Source organism: Candidatus Chloroploca asiatica (assembly GCF_002532075.1).
GTDB classification, from domain to species: Bacteria; Chloroflexota; Chloroflexia; order Chloroflexales; family Chloroflexaceae; genus Chloroploca; species Chloroploca asiatica.
In genome coordinates this window covers 13,787-37,060 of record NZ_LYXE01000096.1, presented here as the reverse complement: position 1 = coordinate 37,060, position 23,274 = coordinate 13,787, and the positions used below count along the sequence as shown (strand labels likewise).

22 protein-coding genes are annotated in these 23,274 nt (G+C 58.9%); 6 read left to right on the top strand and 16 right to left on the bottom strand.

Annotated features, from left to right (window positions below; genetic code table 11):
• Window positions 1–8 precede the first annotated feature (8 nt).
• Window positions 9–593, top strand: coding sequence for a Uma2 family endonuclease (locus A9Q02_RS12720; RefSeq protein ID WP_097653463.1), 585 nt, complete (start codon window positions 9–11; stop codon window positions 591–593).
• Between the two features lie 61 nt (window positions 594–654).
• On the opposite strand, the gene A9Q02_RS12715 is transcribed toward A9Q02_RS12720, so the two are convergent.
• Window positions 655–1,428 (bottom strand): PPC domain-containing protein, encoded by a 774-nt coding sequence (locus A9Q02_RS12715; RefSeq protein ID WP_097653462.1) that lies wholly within the window; start codon window positions 1,426–1,428, stop codon window positions 655–657.
• Between A9Q02_RS12715 and A9Q02_RS12710 the strand changes: the two genes are divergently transcribed.
• Entirely contained in the window at window positions 1,418–1,912 is a 495-nt protein-coding gene (locus A9Q02_RS12710; protein WP_097653461.1) for a WD40 repeat domain-containing protein, read from the top strand. The two genes, A9Q02_RS12715 and A9Q02_RS12710, sit on opposite strands and share 11 nt — an antisense overlap.
• Window positions 1,913–2,146: 234 nt before the next feature.
• Here the strand turns inward: A9Q02_RS12710 and A9Q02_RS12705 are convergent, their stop codons facing one another.
• Window positions 2,147–4,075, bottom strand: coding sequence for a cellulase family glycosylhydrolase (locus A9Q02_RS12705; protein ID WP_097653460.1), 1,929 nt, complete (start codon window positions 4,073–4,075; stop codon window positions 2,147–2,149).
• Between the two features lie 474 nt (window positions 4,076–4,549).
• Here A9Q02_RS12705 and A9Q02_RS12700 point away from each other — a divergent pair, with 474 nt between their 5' ends.
• Window positions 4,550–5,485 carry a TIGR01777 family oxidoreductase gene (locus A9Q02_RS12700; RefSeq protein WP_097653459.1) on the top strand — a complete coding sequence of 312 codons (936 nt, stop codon included), beginning with the start codon at window positions 4,550–4,552 and terminating at the stop codon, window positions 5,483–5,485.
• Between the two features lie 160 nt (window positions 5,486–5,645).
• On the opposite strand, the gene A9Q02_RS12695 is transcribed toward A9Q02_RS12700, so the two are convergent.
• From A9Q02_RS12695 to A9Q02_RS12640, 12 genes are all read right to left on the bottom strand, one after another.
• Window positions 5,646–6,026 (bottom strand): cytochrome C oxidase subunit IV family protein, encoded by a 381-nt coding sequence (locus A9Q02_RS12695; RefSeq protein ID WP_097653458.1) that lies wholly within the window; start codon window positions 6,024–6,026, stop codon window positions 5,646–5,648.
• Window positions 6,026–6,838, bottom strand: coding sequence for a cytochrome c oxidase subunit 3 family protein (locus A9Q02_RS12690; protein ID WP_245860530.1), 813 nt, complete (start codon window positions 6,836–6,838; stop codon window positions 6,026–6,028). Before A9Q02_RS12690 ends, A9Q02_RS12695 begins: the two co-directional genes overlap by 1 nt.
• Before the next feature lie 85 nt (window positions 6,839–6,923).
• Entirely contained in the window at window positions 6,924–8,582 is a 1,659-nt protein-coding gene (gene ctaD, locus A9Q02_RS12685; protein ID WP_097653456.1) for a cytochrome c oxidase subunit I, read from the bottom strand.
• A gap of 31 nt (window positions 8,583–8,613) precedes the next feature.
• Window positions 8,614–9,669: a cytochrome c oxidase subunit II gene (gene coxB, locus A9Q02_RS12680; protein ID WP_097653455.1), complete on the bottom strand. Its 1,056-nt coding sequence runs from the start codon at window positions 9,667–9,669 to the stop codon at window positions 8,614–8,616.
• Window positions 9,670–9,680: 11 nt separating this feature from the next.
• Window positions 9,681–10,532, bottom strand: coding sequence for an SCO family protein (locus A9Q02_RS12675; protein WP_245860529.1), 852 nt, complete (start codon window positions 10,530–10,532; stop codon window positions 9,681–9,683).
• Window positions 10,529–10,963, bottom strand: coding sequence for a hypothetical protein (locus A9Q02_RS12670; protein WP_097653454.1), 435 nt, complete (start codon window positions 10,961–10,963; stop codon window positions 10,529–10,531). Before A9Q02_RS12670 ends, A9Q02_RS12675 begins: the two co-directional genes overlap by 4 nt.
• Window positions 10,964–10,976: 13 nt before the next feature.
• Window positions 10,977–11,639: a cytochrome c3 family protein gene (locus tag A9Q02_RS12665; RefSeq protein ID WP_097653453.1), complete on the bottom strand. Its 663-nt coding sequence runs from the start codon at window positions 11,637–11,639 to the stop codon at window positions 10,977–10,979.
• Window positions 11,640–11,663: 24 nt separating this feature from the next.
• Window positions 11,664–12,275, bottom strand: coding sequence for a c-type cytochrome (locus A9Q02_RS12660; protein WP_097653452.1), 612 nt, complete (start codon window positions 12,273–12,275; stop codon window positions 11,664–11,666).
• A gap of 1 nt (window position 12,276) precedes the next feature.
• Window positions 12,277–15,429, bottom strand: coding sequence for a TAT-variant-translocated molybdopterin oxidoreductase (locus tag A9Q02_RS12655; protein ID WP_097653478.1), 3,153 nt, complete (start codon window positions 15,427–15,429; stop codon window positions 12,277–12,279).
• 296 nt (window positions 15,430–15,725) lie between these two features.
• Window positions 15,726–17,126, bottom strand: a complete 1,401-nt coding sequence (locus tag A9Q02_RS12650; protein ID WP_097653451.1) for a (Fe-S)-binding protein — start codon at window positions 17,124–17,126, stop codon at window positions 15,726–15,728.
• 65 nt (window positions 17,127–17,191) lie between these two features.
• Window positions 17,192–19,984 carry an FAD-binding oxidoreductase gene (locus A9Q02_RS12645; RefSeq protein WP_245860528.1) on the bottom strand — a complete coding sequence of 931 codons (2,793 nt, stop codon included), beginning with the start codon at window positions 19,982–19,984 and terminating at the stop codon, window positions 17,192–17,194.
• Window positions 19,985–20,302: 318 nt separating this feature from the next.
• Window positions 20,303–20,590, bottom strand: a complete 288-nt coding sequence (locus A9Q02_RS12640; RefSeq protein WP_097653450.1) for an RNA recognition motif domain-containing protein — start codon at window positions 20,588–20,590, stop codon at window positions 20,303–20,305.
• 340 nt (window positions 20,591–20,930) lie between these two features.
• On the opposite strand from A9Q02_RS12640, the gene A9Q02_RS12635 reads away from it, so the two are divergent.
• Both A9Q02_RS12635 and A9Q02_RS12630 read left to right on the top strand, forming a co-directional pair.
• The gene (locus A9Q02_RS12635; RefSeq protein WP_097653449.1) at window positions 20,931–21,404 is read left to right on the top strand and encodes a hypothetical protein; all 474 of its coding nucleotides are present in this window, start codon (window positions 20,931–20,933) and stop codon (window positions 21,402–21,404) included.
• A 59-nt stretch (window positions 21,405–21,463) separates the two neighbouring features.
• Window positions 21,464–21,721 carry a hypothetical protein gene (locus A9Q02_RS12630; protein WP_097653448.1) on the top strand — a complete coding sequence of 86 codons (258 nt, stop codon included), beginning with the start codon at window positions 21,464–21,466 and terminating at the stop codon, window positions 21,719–21,721.
• A gap of 23 nt (window positions 21,722–21,744) precedes the next feature.
• On the opposite strand, the gene A9Q02_RS12625 is transcribed toward A9Q02_RS12630, so the two are convergent.
• Window positions 21,745–22,020, bottom strand: a complete 276-nt coding sequence (locus tag A9Q02_RS12625; protein ID WP_216361510.1) for an NAD-binding protein — start codon at window positions 22,018–22,020, stop codon at window positions 21,745–21,747.
• A gap of 141 nt (window positions 22,021–22,161) precedes the next feature.
• Window positions 22,162–22,431 carry a helix-turn-helix transcriptional regulator gene (locus A9Q02_RS12620; protein WP_097653446.1) on the bottom strand — a complete coding sequence of 90 codons (270 nt, stop codon included), beginning with the start codon at window positions 22,429–22,431 and terminating at the stop codon, window positions 22,162–22,164.
• An 88-nt stretch (window positions 22,432–22,519) separates the two neighbouring features.
• Here A9Q02_RS12620 and A9Q02_RS12615 point away from each other — a divergent pair, with 88 nt between their 5' ends.
• Window positions 22,520–23,212 (top strand): hypothetical protein, encoded by a 693-nt coding sequence (locus tag A9Q02_RS12615; RefSeq protein ID WP_097653445.1) that lies wholly within the window; start codon window positions 22,520–22,522, stop codon window positions 23,210–23,212.
• The last annotated feature ends 62 nt before the right edge of the window (window positions 23,213–23,274 follow it).

Sequence of the window (23,274 nt, the reverse complement as noted above, 5' to 3'; positions counted from 1 at the left end):
GGGGAGATATGATCTGGCAGAACACTGAGTCAATCCTTGCGTTCGAACCACTTCAGGGCCTCTGGACTGATGAACAATACTTGCGCTTAACCGACCACGGCAACCAATTGATCGAGTTTACCGATGGTACAATCGAGGTTCTTGCTATGCCCACCGATAAACATCAGGCGATGCTCGAAGTCCTCTTTTTGGTGCTACGTACCTTGATTGAGCAAATGGGGGGCAAAGTTCGCTTTGCCCCGCTGCGTCTTCAGATCCGCGAGGGCAAGTATCGTGAGCCTGATCTGTTGCTGCTGTGTCAGGCCCAAGATCCGCGCCGCCAGAACCGGTACTGGCTCGGGGCCGATCTCGTCGTTGAAATTATCAGCCCCGATAACCCTGAACGCGATACGGTCGTCAAGCGCAACGACTACGCCGAGGCCGCCATCCCCGAGTACTGGATTGTCGATCCTACGAGCGAGACGATTACAGTGCTGACTCTGGTTGGTTCATCGTATCAGGAGTACGGTCTGTTTGCCCGCGGCACCACGGTTACGTCGGCCTTGCTAGAGGGGTTGGCTCTGTCGGTTGATGCTGTGTTTGACGCAAACTGAGGCAACGTGCTGTTGCCTCAGTTTGCGTCAAGATCAGGTTTTGCGCCCTATAACCCGTTGCTTACCGCCTGACCAGCGGCAAGTAGACATTGTTGCTGGTCGCGCTCACCACTGGAGGTGGCACGTTGCCCGAGCGTTCGTCGGGCAGGCTGGTGACAGGCGCAACTGGCGCGGTCGGCAGCGGTTTGCTTTCGGCTAGCCCGCCTTCCGTGCGCATCAGTAGTCGGGTTGAGGCTGGCGCAGCGAGCGCAACGCTGAGCCGATAGCGCGCGGCGGTGAAGCCGTAGACTTCGACTTGGTAGACGCCAGGGACGATCTCGCTGGCCGGGATGATCACTTGCTCGTTGGCATCGCCTTCGAGGTTGCTCACCCGCGCCGATTGGTCGGCACGCGATGACCAGACATAGAGGTCGGCGTCGCCACTCAAGACCTCCAGGTTGGCGGTGAGTTGCTGGCCGGCTTCGGCGAGATACCGGTAGACATGGGTCTGGCGTCGCCCGATCTGCTCGGTATCCGGTTGATAGTTGGCAAGTTGTTGCGAACGGCCAATCGAGATGTTGCCGGCCTGGTCAATGGCGCGCACCTGCAGATAGTGCATGCCCGGCACAGGCAGCAGCGTCCAGTTGAAGCCAGTGGGGGTCGCGCTATAGGGCATCCAACCCGATTGCACCACGGGCACCCACTGGCCGGCGCCGAGGTTGTAGACATACTCGATCACGTGCAGCGCTTGCACGCCACTCGCATCGGGCGGCGGATCGATCGCCTCGACCTCGACCCGCACGCGCGGCTCGCGCAGCGTGGTGCCGTTGCCACCCTCGACATCAATGCGTTGCACCACCGGGCACCGTGGGGCGGTCTGGTCGCTTGCCTTTGCTGGCGACTCAAACCGCCTCGTCAGCAGCGGCCAGGATCAGTGCATCAGGGTCTGGACGCTCGATCAAGCCCAGTTATGCGCCACCCTCAGCGGCCACGACAACCGTGTCATCGCCGTTGCCGTCTGCCCACATGATCGCCTGATCGCCAGCGGCAGTGACGACCGCACCGTACGCATCTGGGATCTAGCGACAGGTAGCTGTCGTCACATGCTCACCGGGCACACCCGGTCGGTCATTGGGGTCGCCTTTCACCCTGATGGCGAGCGGCTCATCAGCGGCAGCGAAGACGGCACCGTGCTCATCTGGGACAGCAGGACAGGCACCTGTCTCAAGCGCCTGGCAACCCCGCGTCCATACGACGGGCTCGACCTCACCGGAGCCACCGGCCTGACCACAGCCCAGCGTGCGTCACTGATCGCGCTTGGTGCGCGCGACGAGGCGTAGGGAGCCAGAGCCACTACCTTGCAAAGAAGGTGAGTTTTTTGACGCAAAGACGCAAAGGCGCAAAGGTTGGAGCGTAGATGCGTGCTTCGGCCTTACGAGGCCGGCGCGACGATAGTTGGGCCGATGCACGCGCCCCGCCTGCAGGCGGGGTGAGCGCGGCGACGGGTGGGCCGATGCACGCGCCCCGCCTGCAGGCCTGTTGATGCGAGGCTGCGAGAGGCGCGTGCTTCGGCCTTACGGGGCGAGGCGTATACCAAGACGACTGAGTTGGACGCGGTTGGCTGGCGCTAGATCGGGGTGGTCTTCGAAGCGGGCACGTTCGAAATATTGGACGCTCAGGGTGCGTCCGTTTTCAACAGTTTCGTTGGTCGGTTCGCTGATGGGGAAGCCAAAGGTCGCCAGGCCACCGTTGCGTTCCCAATAGGCGCGGAAGGGTGGACAAAGGCTGTGGCGGGTTTCAGGGAAGTAGCGACATCCTGCGGGTGCCCCGTCAACGGTCGGGAGACTGCGCCAATCAAGGCCCTGACGGGCGAGGTATTCAACCCCGACGAGGCCGATCAGCACGTCATTGGGCGAACGATACTGGGGATGGCTCTCGAAGCGGGTGCGTTCGAACCACTGCACGATCCGTTCGACCCCGTCGCTGCCACGTTCGAGGCGTTCGGGGGTGATGGGCAAGCCGTAGATCGCCAGGCCACCGCCGCGTTCCCAGGTGCGCAGGAAGCTGCCGCGGATGCTCTGCCCAGTTTCGGCAAAGCTGCGACTGCCGCCGGGCACCTGACGGATGTAGAGCGGGCGTTCGCTGACAGTTAACCGGGCCGTGCCGCCGCCAAGTTCACGCAGCCGTCCATCGCGTTCAACCAGGGTGGCGCTCAGGCCAGCGGCTAGCGGGAAGTCGATCGCACGCTGACCGCTGATTGTCCAGAGTACGTCAACGACGCCGCCGTCGGGCAGCGTGAAGCGATGGTTCGCGAGTATGCCCTGCCGGTGGAGCGACCCAGTGCCCTGGTAACGGGCAAACTGGAGTTGCGAGACCATCGTGCCATAGGCTTGATAGGCTGGTTTAGGGCTCAGGTCATCATTGAGAATGGCAGCAGGCCCCCAGGGTTGCTGGCCGCCCTTGAATTTATCACTGAGTTGGAAATAGCTGACGTGTTCGATGCCCGCAGCCGCAGCGAGGACGAAGGTGCGTACCATATAGTTGGCCTGTTCTTCGCCATTCTTGGCAAACTGGGGCGCGCACGCACTGCCGCAGGTGCTCCAGCCTACTTCGGTAATCCAAATTGGCTTGCCGCCACCGCGAGCGGCCACCCAGCGCTTGGCCAGTTCGAGGCGCCCGGGGATCGTGACATCAAAACGCTCACGAGGATTGATGAGGGCGGGATTGTCGGGGGCGTGGTCAATGAGCCAGGGATGGATCGAGAGCACATCGAAGCTATCCCAGCCGGCAAGATCAACGACGCGATCAAGGAACCCCTTTTCGCCGACGGCATCGAAGACATAGACGCCACCGACAAGCACGATGGCCGTCGGATCGGCGGCTCGGATAGCGGCTGAGGCTTTGCGGAGCATTTCGGCGTAGGCGACGGGATCCGCCTTGGGCAGCCACGTCCCGTCCATATCGGGCTCATTCCAGATCTCCCAGGCGGCGATCCGTGGTGAGCCAGGGGCATCCTGGTAGCCATCGCCATCGTAGCGTTCGACGACCTGACCAACCCAGCGGGCGAAGGCGTCCATATCAGTTGGCGCACACCAGTATTCGGGTTCATTGACGCGGCGAGCGTGGGCGACGCAGGCGGGATCGCGGTACTGTTCAGGGGTCGTGAGCAACATGCCAATAATGCCGATCCCGGCCTCGGCGAGCATCGCGATCCGGCGGTCATAGAAATCGTTCCGCACCTCACGGCCCCAGCAGGCCCAGCAGATCTCTTCACGCGTCCAGCGTGCGCCAATTGGCCCGGCGAGGCGGACGAGTTGGGCGGCTTCGGCTTCAGAGCGTTCGCGCCCGGTGATGTACATATTGAGGCCAAAGAGTGAAGGCGGCAGGCCCGGTTGGCGTGCTGCGAGTGGTGCAGCCTGGACGGTTGGGGTGGCGGGGGGCAACAAGCCTATGGTGATCAGGATGAACACCGTAAGGAAGATCAGTGGAAACAAACGCATCATCTGGGGGAAACCTCATTTGTCTTACGAGAAGGATTCAGGAAATAGGAAATAGGACGAAGCGGCACGTTTCGTTGTCGGACTAAGCGGTGCGGTTAAGTAGTCGGGTCATAGGATACCATATCTCTTCACCGTGGCGTTTCGTTTTAACGCAGCGGCAGGGAGGCGGGGAGGCTAGGGCGATTGCATCTTCCGTGTATGCACCCCGCCAGGGCACCCGCAAGGGGTGCCCCTACACCGTGCCCGCCCCCCCGGCCCGGTACGGGCTCCCCTTGCGGGTGCCCCCCGGCCCGGTACGGGCCCCCCCTTGCGGGTGCCCCACCCCGGTACGGGCACCCCTTGCGGGTGCCCCCCGGGCCCGGTACGGGCACCCCTTGCGGGTGCCCCGTTGTATCCGATTTCGTATGATGCAATCGCCCTAATGCAGAGGCGCAGAGCACTTGACGCCAGAGCTAGATTCAGGGTACCCTCAATAGTATGAACACAACAAAACGCATCATTCTCACTGGGGCAACCGGGTTGGTCGGACGGAAGCTTTTTGCGGCGCTACGCGAGCGCGGCTATGCACTGGTTATCTTTTCGCGCAATCCTGATGCGGCGCGGCGCGTCTTGCCGGGGGCGGCTGAGTATGTCGCGTGGTCGCCGGCGGAGGATGGCCCCTGGGCGGCGGCGATTGATGGGGCGCATGCCATTATCAATTTAGCCGGGGCACCGATTTCGCAGGGGGTGATCGGTGTGAGATGGACCCCGGCGTACAAAGAAGAGATTCTGAGTAGTCGGGTGATCGGAACCCGCGGATTGGTGAAGGCGATTGCCGCTGCGCAAACCCGCCCGACCGTCCTGGTCAATGCCTCGGCGGCAGGCTTTTACGGGTACAGCACCACGGCTACCTTTGATGAAGACTCGGCGGCAGGCAACGACTTTGTGGCCAAGGTGAGCATCGCCTGGGAGCGTGAGGCGCAACGGGCGAGTGAGTATGGGGTGCGAGTGGCCTTTATTCGTACGGGCATTGTGCTTGATCCTGACGCCGGGGCCCTTGGGCAAATCCTGATCCCGTTTCGGGTGCGCGCTGGCGGCCCAATTATGCCCGGTTCACAATACTATTCGTGGATTCACCCCGATGACGAGATCGGGCTCTTTCTCTTTGCACTCGAAAATGAGCAGATCAGCGGCCCACTCAACGGCACGGCCCCGAACCCCGAGACCAACCGCGACTTCTCTGAGATACTCGGCAAGGTGATCGGGTCGCCCTCGTGGCTAGCGGTGCCCGAATTCAGCCTGCGGCTCACGCTTGGTGAAATGGCGGATTTGGTAGTCAAAGGCCAGCGCGTCGTGCCGAACCGGGCACAAAAACTCGGGTATCAGTTTGCGTATCCAGAATTGCGTCCGGCGTTGCAGGATCTGCTAGGGTAAATGGGTGCAGGCTCTGCGTCTCTGCGTCAACACCGGGCCAATCTTGCAAATAAGGCGGGGTATATGACGCAAAGGCGCAGAGGCGCGAAGATTTTATGGATTGGCATCCACAGCTTTGCGTCTTTGCGCCTTTGCGTCAACACGGGCCAAACTTATGGGTTTAGGGGAGCGGACCGATTTCTGGAGGCCAGCCGCGTGCAAAATAATCACCCATGACAATGACGAAGAGGATCGTGAAGGCGATAAAAGCCGAGACTGCGTAGAGCTGGGTGACCCGATTGCTGATCTTGATATGCATAAAATAGTAGATAATCAGCACCGTCTTGGTTGACGCAATCGCCAGCGCGACGATCACCCCCAAGACACGAGGGATCTCCATAAACCCCTCGACCCACCAGGCTCCCACCGTCAAAACCATCAGCACCATCAGGGCGGCAAAGACCCGATAATAGGTGTCGCGTCCGATATGGCCGTGGCTATGATGGTCGCTTGCCGCAGCGTGGCCATCGGCGCCAGGTATGGGGTTGCTGTGTTCTGCCATCAGTGTACCAGATAAAAGAGCGGAAACAGGAAGACCCAGATAATATCGATCAGGTGCCAGTAGAGGCCCCCGATCTCGACGGGTGTGGAGTAGGCCGCAGTAAAGACACCGCGTGCGGCCATAAAGGTCAGCATGCCGACGATGCTTAACCCGATCAGCATGTGGACGGCGTGCAGCCCGGTGGAGATAAAGTAGAGCAGGTAAAAGAGTTGGTAGGGACTGCCCTGGCCTGGCGTAACCTCGTTGTGCGCATCGGCGGCAGTTGTGCCGTGGGCCTCGGGGAAGACAAACGCCCGCCCGGGCACGAGGCACTCGGTTTCGCCGAGGGGTGCGCCACCAGAAGCCCAGGCGAACGGCGTTTTGTAGCCCGCGCAATGGGCAAACTTCTCGCTATACTCATACGCCTTGATGCCCAGGAACGCCACACCGAGCACCATTGTCACACCAAGCAGGCGGATGAGGCGTTTGTTGCGCCCTTCTTCGGCGGCATTGACCGCGAGGGCGACGGTGAGCGAACTGACGAGCAAGACGACCGTATTGACTGCGCCGAGGGGCGTGTTGAGATGATGGGCTGCCTCGGCCCAGATGTCGGGAAAAGCCCAACGATAGACCGCATAGGCCATAAAGATCCCGCCAAAGAGCATCAACTCGGTCACCAGAAAGACCCACATCCCCAGGGTGGCCGCCTCTTTCTGCTGTTGGGCCGTCTCAAAATGGTGCTGCAGCTCGCGGCCGTGGCCGGCGTGACCGTGGTCAGCATGTGCCTCGTGCCCCTGTACCTCTGATCCTTGCGTTGTTGTTGTTGTCGCCAAGGTTTCGCTCCTCAAACCTTTGCGCGGGGTAGGCATACCACCGCGAGAAACGGGCAGAGGTTGGTGACCTCTGCGACTGACCAGTTTACAGAGGTGAACCAGGGCGCCACGCAGCCGCGTCGCGCTCGGCGGCCTCGGGTGGGTAGGCATACGCCTCGGTGGTCACCACAGGGATCTCATCGAAATTGTGGGCTGGCGGCGGTGACGAAACCGTCCACTCAAGCCCGGTTGCGTCCCACGGATTATCTCCGGCCAGCTTGCCCTTCCAGAGCGAAAGCGTCAGGTAGACGAGGGGAATAATGAAGCCAATCGCCAGCACCGTCGAGCCAGCCGACGAGAGCACGTGGAGCACCTGGAACTCCTGGGGATAGACGTGATAGCGGCGGGGCATGCCCAGATAACCCAGCACAAACTGGGGGAAGAAGGTCATATTGAAGCCAACAAAGATAATCAGGGCTGAAATCCCGCCCCAGACCTCGTTGTACATCCGTCCGGTCATCTTGGGCCACCAGAAATGGATGCCGCCGAGGTAGGCCATAATCGTGCCGCCGACCATCACATAGTGGAAGTGCGCCACGACAAAATAGGTATCGGTGACGTGAATGTCAATCGCAACCACGCCGAGGAAGATACCGGTCAGCCCGCCGATGACAAAAAGCCCGATGAACCCGAGGGCATAGAGCATCGGGGTGCGATAGCTAATCGACCCCTTGTAGAGCGTCGCGGTCCAGTTAAAGACTTTGATGGCGGAAGGAATGGCGACGAGCATCGTAATGAAGCTGAAGACCAGGCCAGCATAGACCGACTGCCCACTCACGAACATATGGTGGCCCCAGACAAGGAAGCCGATGATGGCAATTGCCATACTAGAGAAGGCAATGAATTCGTAGCCAAAAATGCGTTTGCGTGAGAAGGTCGAGATCAGTTCCGAAATCACCCCGAACCCGGGCAAAATCATGATATAGACGGCGGGATGCGAATAGAACCAGAAGAGATGCTGGAAGAGCAGTGGATCGCCACCGAGGGCCGGATCGAAGATCCCGACGCCCCAGATGCGCTCGATAGCAACCAAAAGCAGCGTAATCCCGACGACCGGCGTTGCCAACACAATAATCAGACTCGTGGCATAGCTTGACCAGACAAAGAGCGGCAGACGGAACCAGGTCAGCCCGGGGGCGCGCATCGTATGGGTTGTCACGATGAAATTCACGCCAGTGGCGATGGACGAAAAGCCCATCACAAACGCCCCGGCAATCGTCAGGATCACATTTGAATTGGAATAGGTCGAACTAAAAGGCGTATAGAAGGTCCAGCCGGTATCAACGCCACCAAAGACAGCGGCGGAGAGGGCAAAGATCCCGCCGATCATATAGAGATACCAGCTGAAGAGATTGAGGCGGGGAAAAGCCATATCGCGTGCCCCGACCATCAGCGGGATCAAAAAATTACCGAGCACCGCAGGAATACCCGGGATCAAGAAAAAGAAGACCATGATGATCCCGTGCAGCGTAAACGCCCGGTTGTAGAGGTCAGAGGAGAGCAGATCGCCCTGCGGGGTAATCAACTCGATCCGGACGACTGACGCAGCCAGACCACCCAGGAGGAAATAAAAATTGATCGCAAGGAGATAGAGAATCGCAATGCGCTTGTGATCGACCGTGAAGAGCCAGGACTTGATCCAAGCCCAGACGGTTGGAGTATCATCTTCGAGATAGCCACGTGACGGAAGGGCTGTGGTTGCCATAATGCATCTTCCCTGGATAGTTCTAGCGGGTCTACTTCAATTCGTCAGCAACGACACTGGCGATCTGGGCATTCGAGAGGCGGGTGCTGGCGCTCTCACTATCCGAGAGCGACTTGATATACGCGATCAACTGATTCAACTGATCCTCGCTGAGTTGCCCATCGTACGACGGCATCACATTGGCATAGCCAGCGACAATCTTGGCCCCAGGATTAAGGATCGACTCGCGGAGATAATTTTCATCGGCAGTCACGAGGCTGCCATCCTGCATCCGTGTCTCAACACCATAGAGCCCCACCATGCTCGGGCCAATGCCAGCCCCGTCATCGCGATGACAACCGACGCAGCCCAAGTTCGTAAAGAGTTGCGCCCCAGCAAGGGCCATAGGATCGCCGATCGACGGAATCAGGGTTGAACCACCACCGCCCGCGCCAGCGCTGCCGTCGGGCAGGATAATCTCGCCGGGGGTCGTCAACCAGCGCTCGTAATCGGCGAGGCTCATGGCAACGACACGTCCAACCATGCGTGAGTGTTCGGTGCCACAATACTCGGCACAGAAGAGATGGTATTCGCCAGTTTGCGTCGCTTCAAACCACATCGTGGTATAGCGACCTGGCAAAACATCCTGTTTGACCCGGAAGGCGGGAATATAGAAGCTATGGATGACATCCTGCGAAGTCATAACGAGCTTGACCGGCTGATTGATGGGCACGTGCAACTCATTATTTTCGCGCTTGCCATTAGGATGCTGGGCGTGCCACATCCACTGCTTGCCAATGACATAGATCTCAAGGTTGCGCTCGGGTGGGGTGCGGATGTCAATATAGAGAAACGCGCCCCAGAAAAAGACCCCCAGCACAAGCACCAGCGGAATGATCGTCCACGTCAATTCGAGCGGCAGGCTTCCCTCGGGTTGGTTTCTCCGGTCGGCCTTCTGGCTCCGGTGGTAGCGCACCATCAGATAGAGAATAATGAACGGCAGGATGCCGCCAAAGATTAGGCTGAGCGCGATCAAAACGCCATAGAGGGCATCAATTGGCCCGGCAAAGGTTGAGGCCTGTTCAGGAAATAAAGGGAAGTCGGGCATAGTGCTTCCTCTCAATCTGCGCTAGCAGCTGACCCGGGAGGTGCGCCACGTTGCTGAGAACTACGGCTCAGGAAAAAGATCGAGCCAAGGATGATCATCACCGTGATGGTTCCGGCGATGCGAGTGATGGTCATGACCAGACCGGTGTACTTGCCAGTCGAAGGGTCAAAGTGATAACAGAGTAACAACAACTGGTCAACCGGTGTGCCAATCTTGTTCCCCGACGCCTCAACGAGCCCGAGGCGCAGATCGCTGGCGTTATATTCGATGCCGTAGAAATAACGGGCCAGGGCACCCTCAGGGGTGAGCACGAGAATACCAGCGGCGTGCGCATACTGGTCAATCGTCTCATCATAAAAATAGGCAAAGCCGACAGCATCGGCCAGTTGCTTGATACTATCCTGGGTTCCCGTCAAAAAGTGCCAGCCCTCTTCGCTGCCAGGGCGAGCATAACGTGACACGATCGCAGCCTTGGTATTGGCTGCGTGCATCGTCGTCTCGGTGGGGTCAATGCTGACATTGACGACGTGGTAATCAATGCCTGCGGTGAGGCGCACATCACTCAAGCCGTCGACCATGCCATTGCGCACCAGCGAACAGAGCATTGGGCATTCATAGTAGCCCAATGAGAGTACCACTGGCAAGTCACCGAAGTAGTCACCCAGAACGACGGTTGCGCCATGTTCGTTGACAAACGTCAGATCGAGCGGCACCTTCTCACCAAGGCGCTGCTCGAACGAGATATTCTCGAGATGATGGGCCCCACTCTGCGCCTGCACCACTGCGGGTGCCAGACTGAGCATCAGCATGAGCGCAAGCAACAGGGCTGAGAACCAGCGAAAAAGGGGCGTATACATCGTCATGGTCTTGTTCCGCCCTCGGGTTGAGTTGTTGCAAACGGAGCGATGCCCTGCTCAAGCAACAATTCCTTGGCCCGCTCGATAGGAATATGGGCAACGCCGGTACGCTGATTGACCCAGCCGTAGTTCTCGATCTGTTCAGTCGCTTCACGCATAATGCGTGTCCCATCAACATTCGGGTTCTGTTCGAGGCGCGGCGAAGGAGGCAACTGGGCGAGTTCGGGTGGGGCCAGGTTATGACTGACATCGCCAAGCTGGCCCTTGGTTGCCCCAAGCATGATAAAAATAACGACAATTGCCAGCGGCAAGAGACTGACACAGGCAATTGTGAGGATGAAGACCGGACGCATGCTCCAGTCGCTCACCTCATACCCTTTAGCGAGACTCTCTGGCGAGGGTTCTTTAATGGTGTGGCTGTCTGACGTATGGCTCATTGGGTTCCCTCTATTAACGGTGACACATATAACAATGGGTCAGCCGACCATCAACTGGAATCTGATATTCTTGAACCAGCGCGAGCCGCTCGTCGATGGGCATCATCTGTGGTTCATAGGCCATATTAAAAACTTCGTCACGTGGGCGGATATACTCTTCGGGAGCGCGGTGGCAACCGAGACACCACCCCATATAGAGGGGCTGTTCCTTGGCCGTCAAATGTTGCAGATCGACCCGTCCGTGGCACGATGCGCACCCGATGCCCTTGGCAACGTGAACGCTATGGTTGAAATAGACAAAATCGGGCAAATCGTAGACCCGATTCCAGAGCACGGGTTCACCGGTCTGATAGCTATCGCGCACTGGTTGCAAAAGCGGGCTATTCGTCCAGATCTGCGAGTGGCACGACATACAGGTATCGGTCGAAGGAATGCCGGCGTGGGCAACCCGTTCGACCGTCGAATGGCAATAGCGGCAATCAATCATCAGTTCATCAACGTGATGTTTATGACTAAAAGGCACTGGCTGCTCGATCGCATCACCGACCCCGGTATACCAGGGTGACAGGTAGAGCCCGATCAGAGCTGCGATAATGCCGACAATGAGCAGCACAATCGCAGCGATACTCACCAGCAGGATTGCATTGGCGTTGCGCGAGAAGATCTGTGCAGACATGACGGAAACTCGCTCTCTATACCGTTACGGCCCACCAAGCAGGGCACGCTCTTCGGCGGTCAGGGTATCAGCGTCAACATTCTGGCTCAACTGCAGGGCACGCACATACGCAGCGACGGCCCAGCGATCTTCAGGTGGAATGCGATGCGCATAACTATACATCCGGTTGACGCCATTGGTAATGACGTCGAAGTAGTAGCCAATGGCAACCGTGCGGAGGCGGTCACTATGCAAGGTTGGCACCTCCATGGGGCCGCGATAGGCGATCACGCCGTTGCCATCGCCGGCCAGGCCGTGACACGGGGCACAGAAGGCGTCGTAGCGGGTCTGCCCTCGCTCCAGTAACTCGGCAGTCAATTCCATGGGCAATTCAACCGCCAGTTCACCATTGAGGCGCCCGGTAAAGAGTGCCGAGTCGGCCTCGAAACTGCCCATCGCAACCGTATTTTCGACCGGTGGGCGCATCGAGCGGCCATCCTCAAAAAAATCACTCGGGCGATTGGGCCGATACTTGGGCTGATCGTACATATCGACGTGACATCCGACCAGCACGAAACAGAGGGGCAACCAGGCAAAACGGGCCAGGCGGCTCATCACGGTTGGCTTCCTACGGAGGGATCGGGCAACAGGCTGCATCTCAGGCCTCGCCTTCTTCGCCACCCAGGGCTTCATTGGGATTGCGCACACGGGCCATGTAGCTTGTCCGTGGGCGAACATTGAGCAGACCGAAGACCGTATAGTTGTGCGGCTCGGCCTTGCGTTGCGTCACGAGGCTTTGATCATCCCTGATATCGCCAAAGACGATGGCCTGCGTCGGGCAGACTTGCTGGCAGGCGGTGAGGACTTCACCATCGCGAATGGGGCGATTGCCTTCAACCTTGGCCTTGATCCGCACGGCACTGATGCGCTGGATACAGAAACTGCACTTCTCCATAACCCCTCGATTACGTACCGTTACTTCGGGGTTGCGCCCGAGTTTCAGGCTCGGCGCGTTGAGATCCTGATACTGGAAGAAGTTGAACCGGCGCACTTTGTAGGGGCAGTTGTTCGAGCAATACTTAGTGCCGACACAACGGTTGTAGATCATATTATTGACGCCTTCGGCATCATGGACGGTTGCGATGACCGGGCAAACCAGTTCGCACGGCGCACGTTCGCAGTGCTGGCAAAGCATCGGCATCACATAGGTTTCGGGGTTATCGAAATCGTGCCCAGCAAAGTAGCGGTCAATGCGGATCCAGTGCATCTCGCGCCCGCGGGCGATTTCCTCCTTGCCGACGATAGGGATGTTATTCTCGGCCTGGCAAGCGACCACGCAGGCATTGCAACTGGTACAGGCCGTCAGGTCAATGCTCATTCCCCATTGCGGGCCGGTCTTGAAGTCGTTGGGGGCGGGAAGTTCATCAGGGAGCAGACTGATGTAGCCGTCGGTGCCGGGGCCGGGCGTATCTTTGCCGTACGCTTCCTGATAAATTTCACGCGAGATATACTTGGGGTCTTCTTTGAAGCGGGCGAAGGCTCCGACGCGCACAATATCGCGTGCCTCGAGCGTCCAGTGGTTCTGGGTACTTGCCAGCGGATAGGTACCGCCGGCCAGGTTCACTTCAAGCGAACCAAACCAGGGTGCCTCACTGGTGCGCAGGCGGTACGTATTGAAGCCCGTTCCCTCGGCAACGCGCCCACCTCGGGGACCGTGCCCATAGCCGAGCGTCACCGTGACAGTTCCCTCGGCGTGGCCGGGCACAACCCAGATCGGCATCGTCAGCGTCCGCCCGGCGTGTTGGAGTTCGATCAACGTGCCATTCGCTTGAATCAGCCCTTCGAGGGTGCGCTGGGCGGTAAGATTGTCATCAGCAGCAAGATCTTCGGGGTTGATGCGCAGGTTGAGCAGACTAATCGCCGTACGCGGACTGATCAGCGCCGCATTATCCCAGGTCAACTTGGTGGTAGGCCGGGGAACCTCTTGGAGCCAGCCATTATTGGCGTAGCGCCCATCATAGATGCCCGGATCGGGCCGGAAGTTCAGTTCAAGCCCGGCGGGGGCTGCCGCGGGCGGTTGGAAGGTAAGCCCACTGCGGAGCGTAACATTGCGGGCGGACAGGCTGGTGCCTGGAACCACACCATTATTCAGACTACTCTTGAAGAACGGCTCAAAATCGGCATTATCTTCGAAGCCACTGGCCTGCTGCCAATAGCTACTCACGACCGAATAATCCGTCTGCCCACTCTGCCCGAGCATCACCGCGAGCAGATCGTGGGGAGTGCGCCCGCCATAGAGCGGTTCAATCAAGGGTTGAATGATCGTAGTGGTGCCATCGAAGGCCCGCACATCGCCCCAACTCTCGAGTGGATGTGCGGCGGGCACAAACCATGTACTAAGGGCAGCGGTCTCATCATCGTAATGGTTGAGCACCGCGCTAAAGCGCGCCTGGGCCATTGCGTTCTCAAAATCGAGATCGGCGGGCGCGGTAAAGACCGGATTGGAGTCGAGAATGATCAAGACCTCAACGGCCCCACTCTTCAACTCATCGGCCAGGGTACGGAGGTCCGCGAGTTGATTGGTAGGAGCAACGGCGACAGGATCGCTATAGGTTACGGTTGTCCCAACGGCACCGAGGGCCACATTGATCGCGTGGGCGAGGGCATGCACCTCGGGCGGCTGCGTCTCGCCGGCGATCACCAGGCCTTGCCCGCCGGCGGCCCGCAGATCAGCGACGACGGCCGCAACGAACGCGGTTGCCGACTCAGCGAGCGCGGGGGCGGTTCCGTTGAGCCCTGGGATACCAAGGCCACTCGCGAGCGCATACGCGAGACTAGCGACGTCACCAGCCTTGAGGGGCAAACGATGGTCGGCCACAATCCCAGTTGGTGAGAGCGCCGGTTCGACGCTATAGAGGCGACTCACTTCGGTACTAGTACCAAGCACACGGCGCCCAGCGGCCCAATCGCGGGCATAACGCACACGGCCTGGCCCCTCGCTGAACACATCAGCATCGAGGGTCACGATCACCCTGGCGAGATCCAGGCGATACCGTGGCTCGAGCGGCTCACCAAACGCCAATTCGGTACCGCCATAGGTCTGCGAACGGCCAATGGGATCGTACTGCACCCAACGCGCATTGGGCAGGCTTGCCAGCAACTCATTGATCTGCGCGGCCAGGCTTGGCGACGTAACTGTCGGCGTCAACAGACGCAACCCTTGGCCCTGCAGCGCCCGCTGAAGCTGCATCACCTCGCTCAACGCGACCACAAATTGATCCCATGTCCGGATCGTATTCCGGCTCAACACCGTCTCGGGACGATCGGGGTCATAAAGAGAAAGGATCTCGGCCTGGGCAAAGAGATCGGTTGCGCCGAGGCTGGCAGCGTGGTTAGGATTGCCCTCGATCTTGATCGGGCGGCCATCGTAGCTCTTCACGGCCACACCGAGCCCAAAGCCATCTAAAGGGAGTGCGGTTGCGTAGTATTGAGGGATACCGGGCACGCGATCATACGGAGCACGCGCAAAGGGGGCGATCTGCTCTTGCGGTTGCCGAATTGCCATCGTACAGCCTGACAGACCGGCAAGGGCAAGCGACGCGCCCATCAGCTTCAAGAAGGTACGGCGCGTCACCGGATCATTCAATTCGGACGCACCCGCAGGGAATTCGCGATTCAGAAACTCGTGAAAGGTCGGGTTATCAGCCAGTTCATCAAGCGAACGCCAGAACTTCCGCCCTCGTGAGGATTGCAGGCGGGAGCGAATTGCTTCAAGCTCGTGCTCGGAAGCGTGAAGAGTGATCTCACTCATTGGCAGCAGCCAGACTAGCCAGACAGGCACATAGCGGCGACGCGCACTTTGTGAAGAAAAACACTAGTTTGAAGAGTATAGCGGGTACATTGTGAAAACAGGCACTAGGATCTCAAGGCTATTATAGCAGACAGGAAGCGTTTTCAGACATCAAGAAAGATATCTGTTAGACCTGAAAGATCGTACCTTTAGGAATAGAAGATCTAGGATAATGTGGTTGCTCTGCTTGGCGCAGGAGCCGGCTTAGCTGGCTCTTGCGCCAAGCAGAGCACCGGTGTTTGCCTGTTGCCGACTTCCTACGAATGATCCATCTTGCGACGGTAGCTCTCATCGAGCAGTTCAACGATATAACGCACCTGCACCTCTTCGCCGCGGCGGCGCAGTTCACCGGCAAGTTGGAGGGCACAGCCCGGATTGGCGGTGGCAATCACCTTTGCACCTGTCGCAAGGGCATTCTTGACCTTACGTGCGCCAAGCTGAGCGGCCATCTCGGGTTGAGTCACATTATAGACTCCAGCACTGCCACAACACAACGAACTTTCGTTCATTTCGCGCAACTCAAGTTCAGGGATCGCACGTAAGAGTTGGCGTGGTTCGGCGGTAATGCGTTGCGCATGCGCCAAGTGACACGGTTCCTGATAGGTGACACTGATCGGCAGGGGGGCGAGCCCAGCCTGGTTCATGTCGATACTGGTCAGGAATTCGTGGATATCCTTAATTTTCTCGCTGAAGGCTTCGGCACGGGCGTGCCAGGCGGTATCGTCGTGCAACAGGTGCCCATATTCTTTGAGCGTGCTACCACAGCCAGCCGCATTGATGACAATCGCATCAACACCGAGGTGCTCGAAGGCCGCAATATTGCGCCGGGCCAATTCGCGTCCACCGTCGAGATCGCCGCCGTGCGTGTGTAGGGCCCCGCAGCACCCCTGGTCGGGCGGCAAAATCACTTCACAGCCATTCTGTTGCAACACCCGAATGGTGGCCTCGTGAACGTGAGCAAAGGCTGTACCCATAATGCATCCAGTCAACACAGCCACACTATAGCGCCGTTCGCCGATGGCCGGGAAGATCTGCCCCTGGGGTACCGTAAAACTCGTGCTGATCGGCGGCAGCATCGTCTCGGTTTCGTCCATGCGGATCAGTTTCAGGATGCCGCTGTTACGGGCAAACCACTGCAACCCGCTGCGTTGATAGAGCCGCATTGACCATGAGAAGGTACGGAAGATCCGCATATCTTGAAAGAGCAGATCAAATACCCCTCGGCGCAGGCCTTCCTGCCAGAGTGGGCGCGGTGGCAACACGGGTTGCGCGGTGATGGGCGCTGGTGTCTCGGCGCTGCGCCCGGCATCACGTGCCTGCTCGATCTGCGTCCGGCTTGCTTCGAGAATGGCCCCATACTGCACCCCCGAAGGACAGACGGCCTCGCAGGCGCGACAGTTGAGGCACTGGCTCATCTGCTCTTGAAAGACCTCGCTGTCAATGCCGATGCGGCCTTCATCAACGGCCTTCATCAAATAGATGCGCCCACGTGGCGACGACATTTCCAGGCCCGTCTCGCGATAGGTCGGGCACGACGAGAGACAGAGCCCGCAGTGGACACAGGTATTGATGATCTCGGTGCTGGGGCGATCCTTATTGCTAAATCCAACCAGGGGAATGTCGACCTTTGTTCTTGCTCTGGTAGGCTCACTCGTCACAGTTGCTGCTCCTCTAGATATAGTTGCACAAGGCCTTCATTGCGCGGGCTATCGTTATATTCTGGTTACGGAACAAAACGCACCGAAGGATGCATGCATCCTTGTGGATCGAGTTCGCTCTTCAGCGTACGCATCAGATCCTGGGCAGGTACGAACCCCCAGGGGTGGAGGCCCGCCCGTACGGCAGGTGGGGCGTCAAGCAAGTGGACATGCAGCCAGCGTTCGGCGAGCACTGTATAGAACTGGCGGAGATCTTCCGTGGCACCGGTGGCATGCAGATACGCGACGCCATTGAGGGCGCGTGCGTTGAGGCGCAGGCCAAGGCGAGACTGCACGGCAAGCTGTCCGGCATCTTCCACCGCCCCACACAACTCGGCGGGTGGCACGGCCAAGCGGATGCGGGCAGTGTGTGGGTCAGAACCAGAAGCATCAAGGGCGGTGAGCTCGTGCCACAGGGCGCTTTCGGCTTCACCCTCCAGGTGTTGGCTCGCCATCTGGGGGCCTGCCATCCGCGCAAGCTCACGCAGATGGCGTTCAACCGCCGCGGGATGGCCTTCAGCACGTACATAGAGCAGCGGAAGAGGAGAGGGCACGGTCTGGGATGAAGGCGATCCTACTTCGATGGTTGGGATATGTTCAGGAACCTGGAGTGAGACCGCGGCGGCAGTGGCCTGAAAGGCCTCGACATATTCAACGGCAGTTGGCTGCAAGCGACTGGCGGCCAACCGGTCAACCAGCGCAAAAGCACTGGCACGATCAGGGCAGGTCAGGGCGAGCGTCGCCGTAGTAGGTGGTTGCGGAAAGACCTTAAGGCTGACGGTGGCAATAATGCCCAGGGTACCATGGCTCCCGACCAAGAGCTTGGGCAGGTCATAGCCGCTCACATTCTTGACCACCTGAGCGCCGAGGCGCACCAGGGTGCCATCGGCTTCCACGACGGTCATGCCGAGCACCCAGTCACGCAGGGTGCCATACCCTGCCCGCCGTGGCCCATCGGCGGCGGCGGCCACGAGGCCCCCCAAGGTCGCCTGATCGGCCTCGGCGACATCGAGGGGGAGCTGTTGCCCATTCGCGGCGAGCAAGCGGTGCAATTCAGCCAGCGTCATCCCTGCCTCGACGCCAATGGTCAGATCATCGGGGGCATAGGTGCAGACCCGCGTCAAGCGTTGCGTCAAGATGACGACCTGCACTTCGGTGCTTGTGTGGTCGAGCTCAGGTGGTGTACCACCACCGAGCGGCACAACGGCGACCCCGGCGCGATAACAGACGGCGACACTCGCCGCTAATTCTTCGACGGTACCGGGCTGGATCGTCACCTGCGCGTCGTGCTCGCTGACATAGGCGGAACCGAGCACCTGGCGGAGTGTGTCGGCCAGGGCGGTGACGGGCAACTGTGGCTCGCGTGCGGCGTGCAAGCGTGCGCGTCGCTGGGCCGCCAATTCAAGTGGTGGCGTTGCCGTCGGAAAGATCTTGGCCGGATTGAACTGATTGGTCGGATTAAAGACCGCAAAGACAGCGGCGTGCAATTGCAGATCGGCGGGACTCATCAACAGGGGCAGAAAATCCTGCTTTTCCAACCCAATGCCGTGTTCACCGCTAATGACCCCGCCCTGCTCGATGCTCAACGCAAGCACCGCCTCGGCGATCGCGTGGGCGCGATGGGTCTGGTCGGCATCACTTGGATCGTAGAGCACAAGGGGATGCAAATTGCCATCGCCGGCATGAAAGACATTGCAAACCTCCACGCCATATTCCTGACGCAGACGCTCGACATGCTCCATCATCAGGGGCAAGCGGGTACGCGGCACCGACGTATCAACCAGCAAATAGGCGGGGGCGAGGCGGCCAATCGCCCCGGCAAACGCCTTGCGCGCCGCCCAGACGCGGGCCTGTTCAGCGGGGGTGCGAGCCGGGCGCAGTTCAAACGCGCCCTGGTCACGACAGATCTGCAGGATCTGCTCGAGTAGATCATCAAGCCCATCCTCGACCCCATCCACCTCAATAATCAGAAGGGTCGTACCCTCAGCTTCGGGCAAGCCGAGGCCATAGGCCCCATTAACGGCGCGAATGCCATTATGATCCATCACCTCAAGCGAGGTAGGAAGCGAACCAGCCGCAATGACGGCGCTGACCGCTGCCGAGGCGGTAATCACACTGGGGAAGAGGGCGAGCACGACGCGATTCGCTTCGGGCAATGGCGTCAGGCGGACGATCGCCCGCGTCACCGGCCCAAAGGTTCCTTCGCTACCGACGATCACGCCAGTCAGATCATAGCCAGACGCCTCAGCAACCCCATCGCCAGTCCAGACCAGCGTCCCATCGGGACGCACAAGTTCGACAGCGAGAATATGATTGGTTGTCACCCCATACTTCAGACAATGAGGCCCGCCGGCATTGGTACCGAGATTGCCGCCGATCGTACTGGCGCGTTGGGATGAAGGGTCGGGGGCAAACTGAAAACCGAGGGGGGCGAGGTAAGCATTCAACTCGGCATTGACCACGCCTGCTTGAACGACCGCGAAGCGTGAGCGCGTTTCAACCTGCTCGATCTGCTCCATCCGAGCGAAGCTCAGCACGAGCCCACGACGGACGGGGACGGCCCCACCGGCAATGCCCGTACCGGCACCACGGGCGACGATAGGATACCCGGCTTGCAGTGCGAGGCGCGCCGCAGTCGCCGCCTGTTGGGGGGTCGCAGGCACCGCCACGAGATCGGGTATGCAGGCAACAATCATGCTCGCATCTGCATCGTAGGTACGCAGAGCATCAAGTGAGGTCACAACAGCGTGTGAACCGAGGGCCTGGCATAATGCGGCAACCAGACCATCAGCGGGGGCAACGTGATCCATTGGCAGCATCGCCTATCCAGGAAACCTCAAGCGGAAACGGCCTTATTGTAACATGTTCTTCTTTATTTGTGGCACTCCGCACGCCCTAAATAGTGTGTGAAATAAGTTTCCTGGTATGCTGGAGTGCCGGCTTCAGCCGGCATTCCCTTTGGCAGCAGAGCAGAAAACGTACGTGACAGACCACTAAGATGATGCAAAGCCCATCTCGTGGGCTTGCGCGGATTCATTTCTGGAAGATCATAAAGCACGCACGCGTAAAACGCAATGCCTATGGGGCTGGGCCCCATAGGCATTGCGTTTTAGATCGTATGAAGGGCCTGGGCTCATTTAGTAACGAGCACGCCGATCGTAACTGCCACGGCCTGCGGAGGACTTTTCCTCGGCCTGGTTCACCCGAAGGTTACGACCATCAACCTCGTGACCGTCAGTCGCCTGGATCAGCGCACCGATGTCATTTGTTTCCATCTCGACAAAACCAAAGCCGCGTGAACGGCCAGTATCACGGTCGCTAATGACACGTGCACTCTGAACATCGCCGTGATCCGCAAAGATCTGCGTCAACACGTCATCATTCACGCTCCAGGGAAGATTTCCGACAAATAGTTTGACCTGCATTCCAACACTCCTCTGCGCAACTGCGCAGGATTAGATGACAGCATTGCTATCATCACGATACATCCGTCGATAACTCGAATCGCCGTTGGTCAGGCATGAGCCTGACGCGCTCGCTCCGGCAAACACAACAACAACAGCATACTTCGAGCGACGAAGGGTATCCGTGGAACCAGGAACTAAGTGGAAAGTAAGGTCTCACAGCAGGTGATGTTGGCTAACATATCTATTATACCAAGCCTTGAGCCAAAAAGCAACCTCTATTATGTAGCGATGCTTGGATCGGCTATCCACAACAGCCTTCTGGTGCTATACTGAGCAGAGAAGAACAAAGGAGTTTCCGATGCAAAAACGCATTCTTGGTTCAGAAGCTGCCATTGGCGCGGATGATACCAGCACCTGGCTCGACCTGGAGTCACTCGCCAGAGTTGAGCTTTCTTCCGAAGATCCTGACCACCCGATCGAGGCGGCTTTCCGTCCTGGGTTCGGGCCAGGTTGGCGTGCAGCTTCACCCGGGCGCCAGACGATTCGGCTTATCTTCGCCGCGCCCCAGGCCCTTCGGCGTATCCGGCTTGTTATTGATGAAGCCACGTATCAGCGCACGCAGGAGTTTGCGCTTACCTGGTCAGCGGCGATGGACGCACCACATCGCGAGATCGTGCGCCAGCAGTTCACGTTCAGCCCACCCAACACGACGCAGCAGGTCGAGGACTACCGTGTGGAACTGGCTGGCGTGAGCATCATTGAGTTACAGATCATTCCGGAGATCAGCGGAAGCCCGTTGCTTGCCTCGCTGGCGAAATTCCAGCTTGCGTAGGGCTTGGCAACTGCGCGAGCCTAAGAAATGCAAAGTTATAGATGAAGGAGCCCAAAGCAATGCCAGACCGCACATTATCGGTCTACGAATCCGCTGATTGGGGAGCACGACTCGCCGGTGTCGCCCATGTCCACTATGATGCTGGAGGCATCCTCCTGGTCAATGAGGTAGCCGTTGAGTCGATTCGCAAAAGCGGGCACTTCACGGTGCTGAGTTGCGTGGACGGAAGTACGACCGTGGTGTTGAGCAGTTTTCTCCGTCTGGTGCCTGATCAAGACCATCAGGATGCGCCAGGCGATCCACTGCTCAAGATTTGAACGTACCCTACTGCATCAAGCACTCAACCCGGCTTGCTGGCGTATCTCTTCGCGCAGCGAGTCGGGATCCCAGCCGGCATCGCGGTCGAGGTCGGCATCGGCGAGATCGGCCAGCAGCAGCTGCTCGAGATCGGCGAGAGGGCCATCGTCTTTTCGGGGGTGTCAAGCGCAATCACAAGAATCTTCGCATGGCCGGCGCCTGCCGAGGCGAGCAGATCGTAGCGTGAGGCATCGCCATAGTAGACTTTTAGCCCCAGTTTTCGCAAGAGATCGACCCGATCCGAGTCGATATCGAGCACGTATGAGGGAATTTTACTTGGTGATGAGGGGGTATTATACACGACGGGGTATTTTTTTGCGGACAAAAAGCCAGCGACGCTGGCTTTTTGTCCGCAAAGGTGGGGAGCACCTATTCAGCAAGGGGCAGGGCACTTTGACCCCTACCCAAGGAGATCAAGCAACTCGCGCACGGCGAACCCTTGTTGGGCAGGATGGCGCATCGGCGCGTCGGCGTGGATCTGGTAACGATTGGTGCGCCCATCGCGGGTGTGGCTGAGATAGCCACCCTCATCAAGATCACGCAAAATACGTTGCACCGCGCGCTCGGTGATGCCAACTTGACTGGCAACGTCGCGCGCTGTAACACTCTGATTGCGGGCAATGCACAGCAACACCTGGGCGTGATTGGTCAGAAATGTCCAGTGAGCCATAGCTATTCCTCAGCTCTTCAGTGAGAGTGGGTCTTGTCTGGGTATTCTATAATAAAAGTATCCGCCCTTGCAAGACAGGATCAAGCAGATGAAGACGGCAGTTCGTATGTTGCTGATCATTTTTGGCGTTGCGCTGATCATTGTTGGCGTGATCATGGCGACGGTGCTGGCGCAGGATGCACGTGCTCGTTTAGCCCGTGCCAATAGTCTCGCGCCAGTGACGGCCGCTGAAGTTCGTCTGGCCGGGAGCAATCGGACGGTGCTGGTTGAGGGGGTGTTAAGCACGCGCAATCCGGTGCTTGTGCATAATTTTGTTGCCTTTACGCGCTACGAATATCTGGGCGAAGACGATGATGGCTCCGATCAATGGGATGTTGTTGAACGTATCACGCCGCCCCTTTTGATCGAAGCCAGTGGCCTGGTGCAACTCGCCGCTCAGCCGTACCGGATAACGGGCTACCACGCGTACTGGCAAGAACCAACCCTTCGTTCGCGGACATTTTCGCAGGAGGGTTCGCACCGCTATGAGGGTCTGGTGCCTGGTGAAATGGTGATGACGATTGGCACTGTTGTGCGGGGCAATGAGGGCAATGAAGTGGCCGCCGAATTTGTCTATCCAGGGAGCCGCGACGCCTACGTCCTTGCGCAGAGCCGCGCTGCGCGCTGGCTTCCCGTCGCCGGGTTCAGTGCGGGTTTGACCGGGCTCGTGTTGCTCGTGCTTGGCAGCGGGTTGGTGCAGCGTCTGTTCGCCATACGTGAGTCAGAGTTTCTGGTGCGCTGATGCTTGGCGGCTTCGCCGCCAAGCATCAGCGCACCGAGGGATCGTGGTTGGAGTTGCACCCC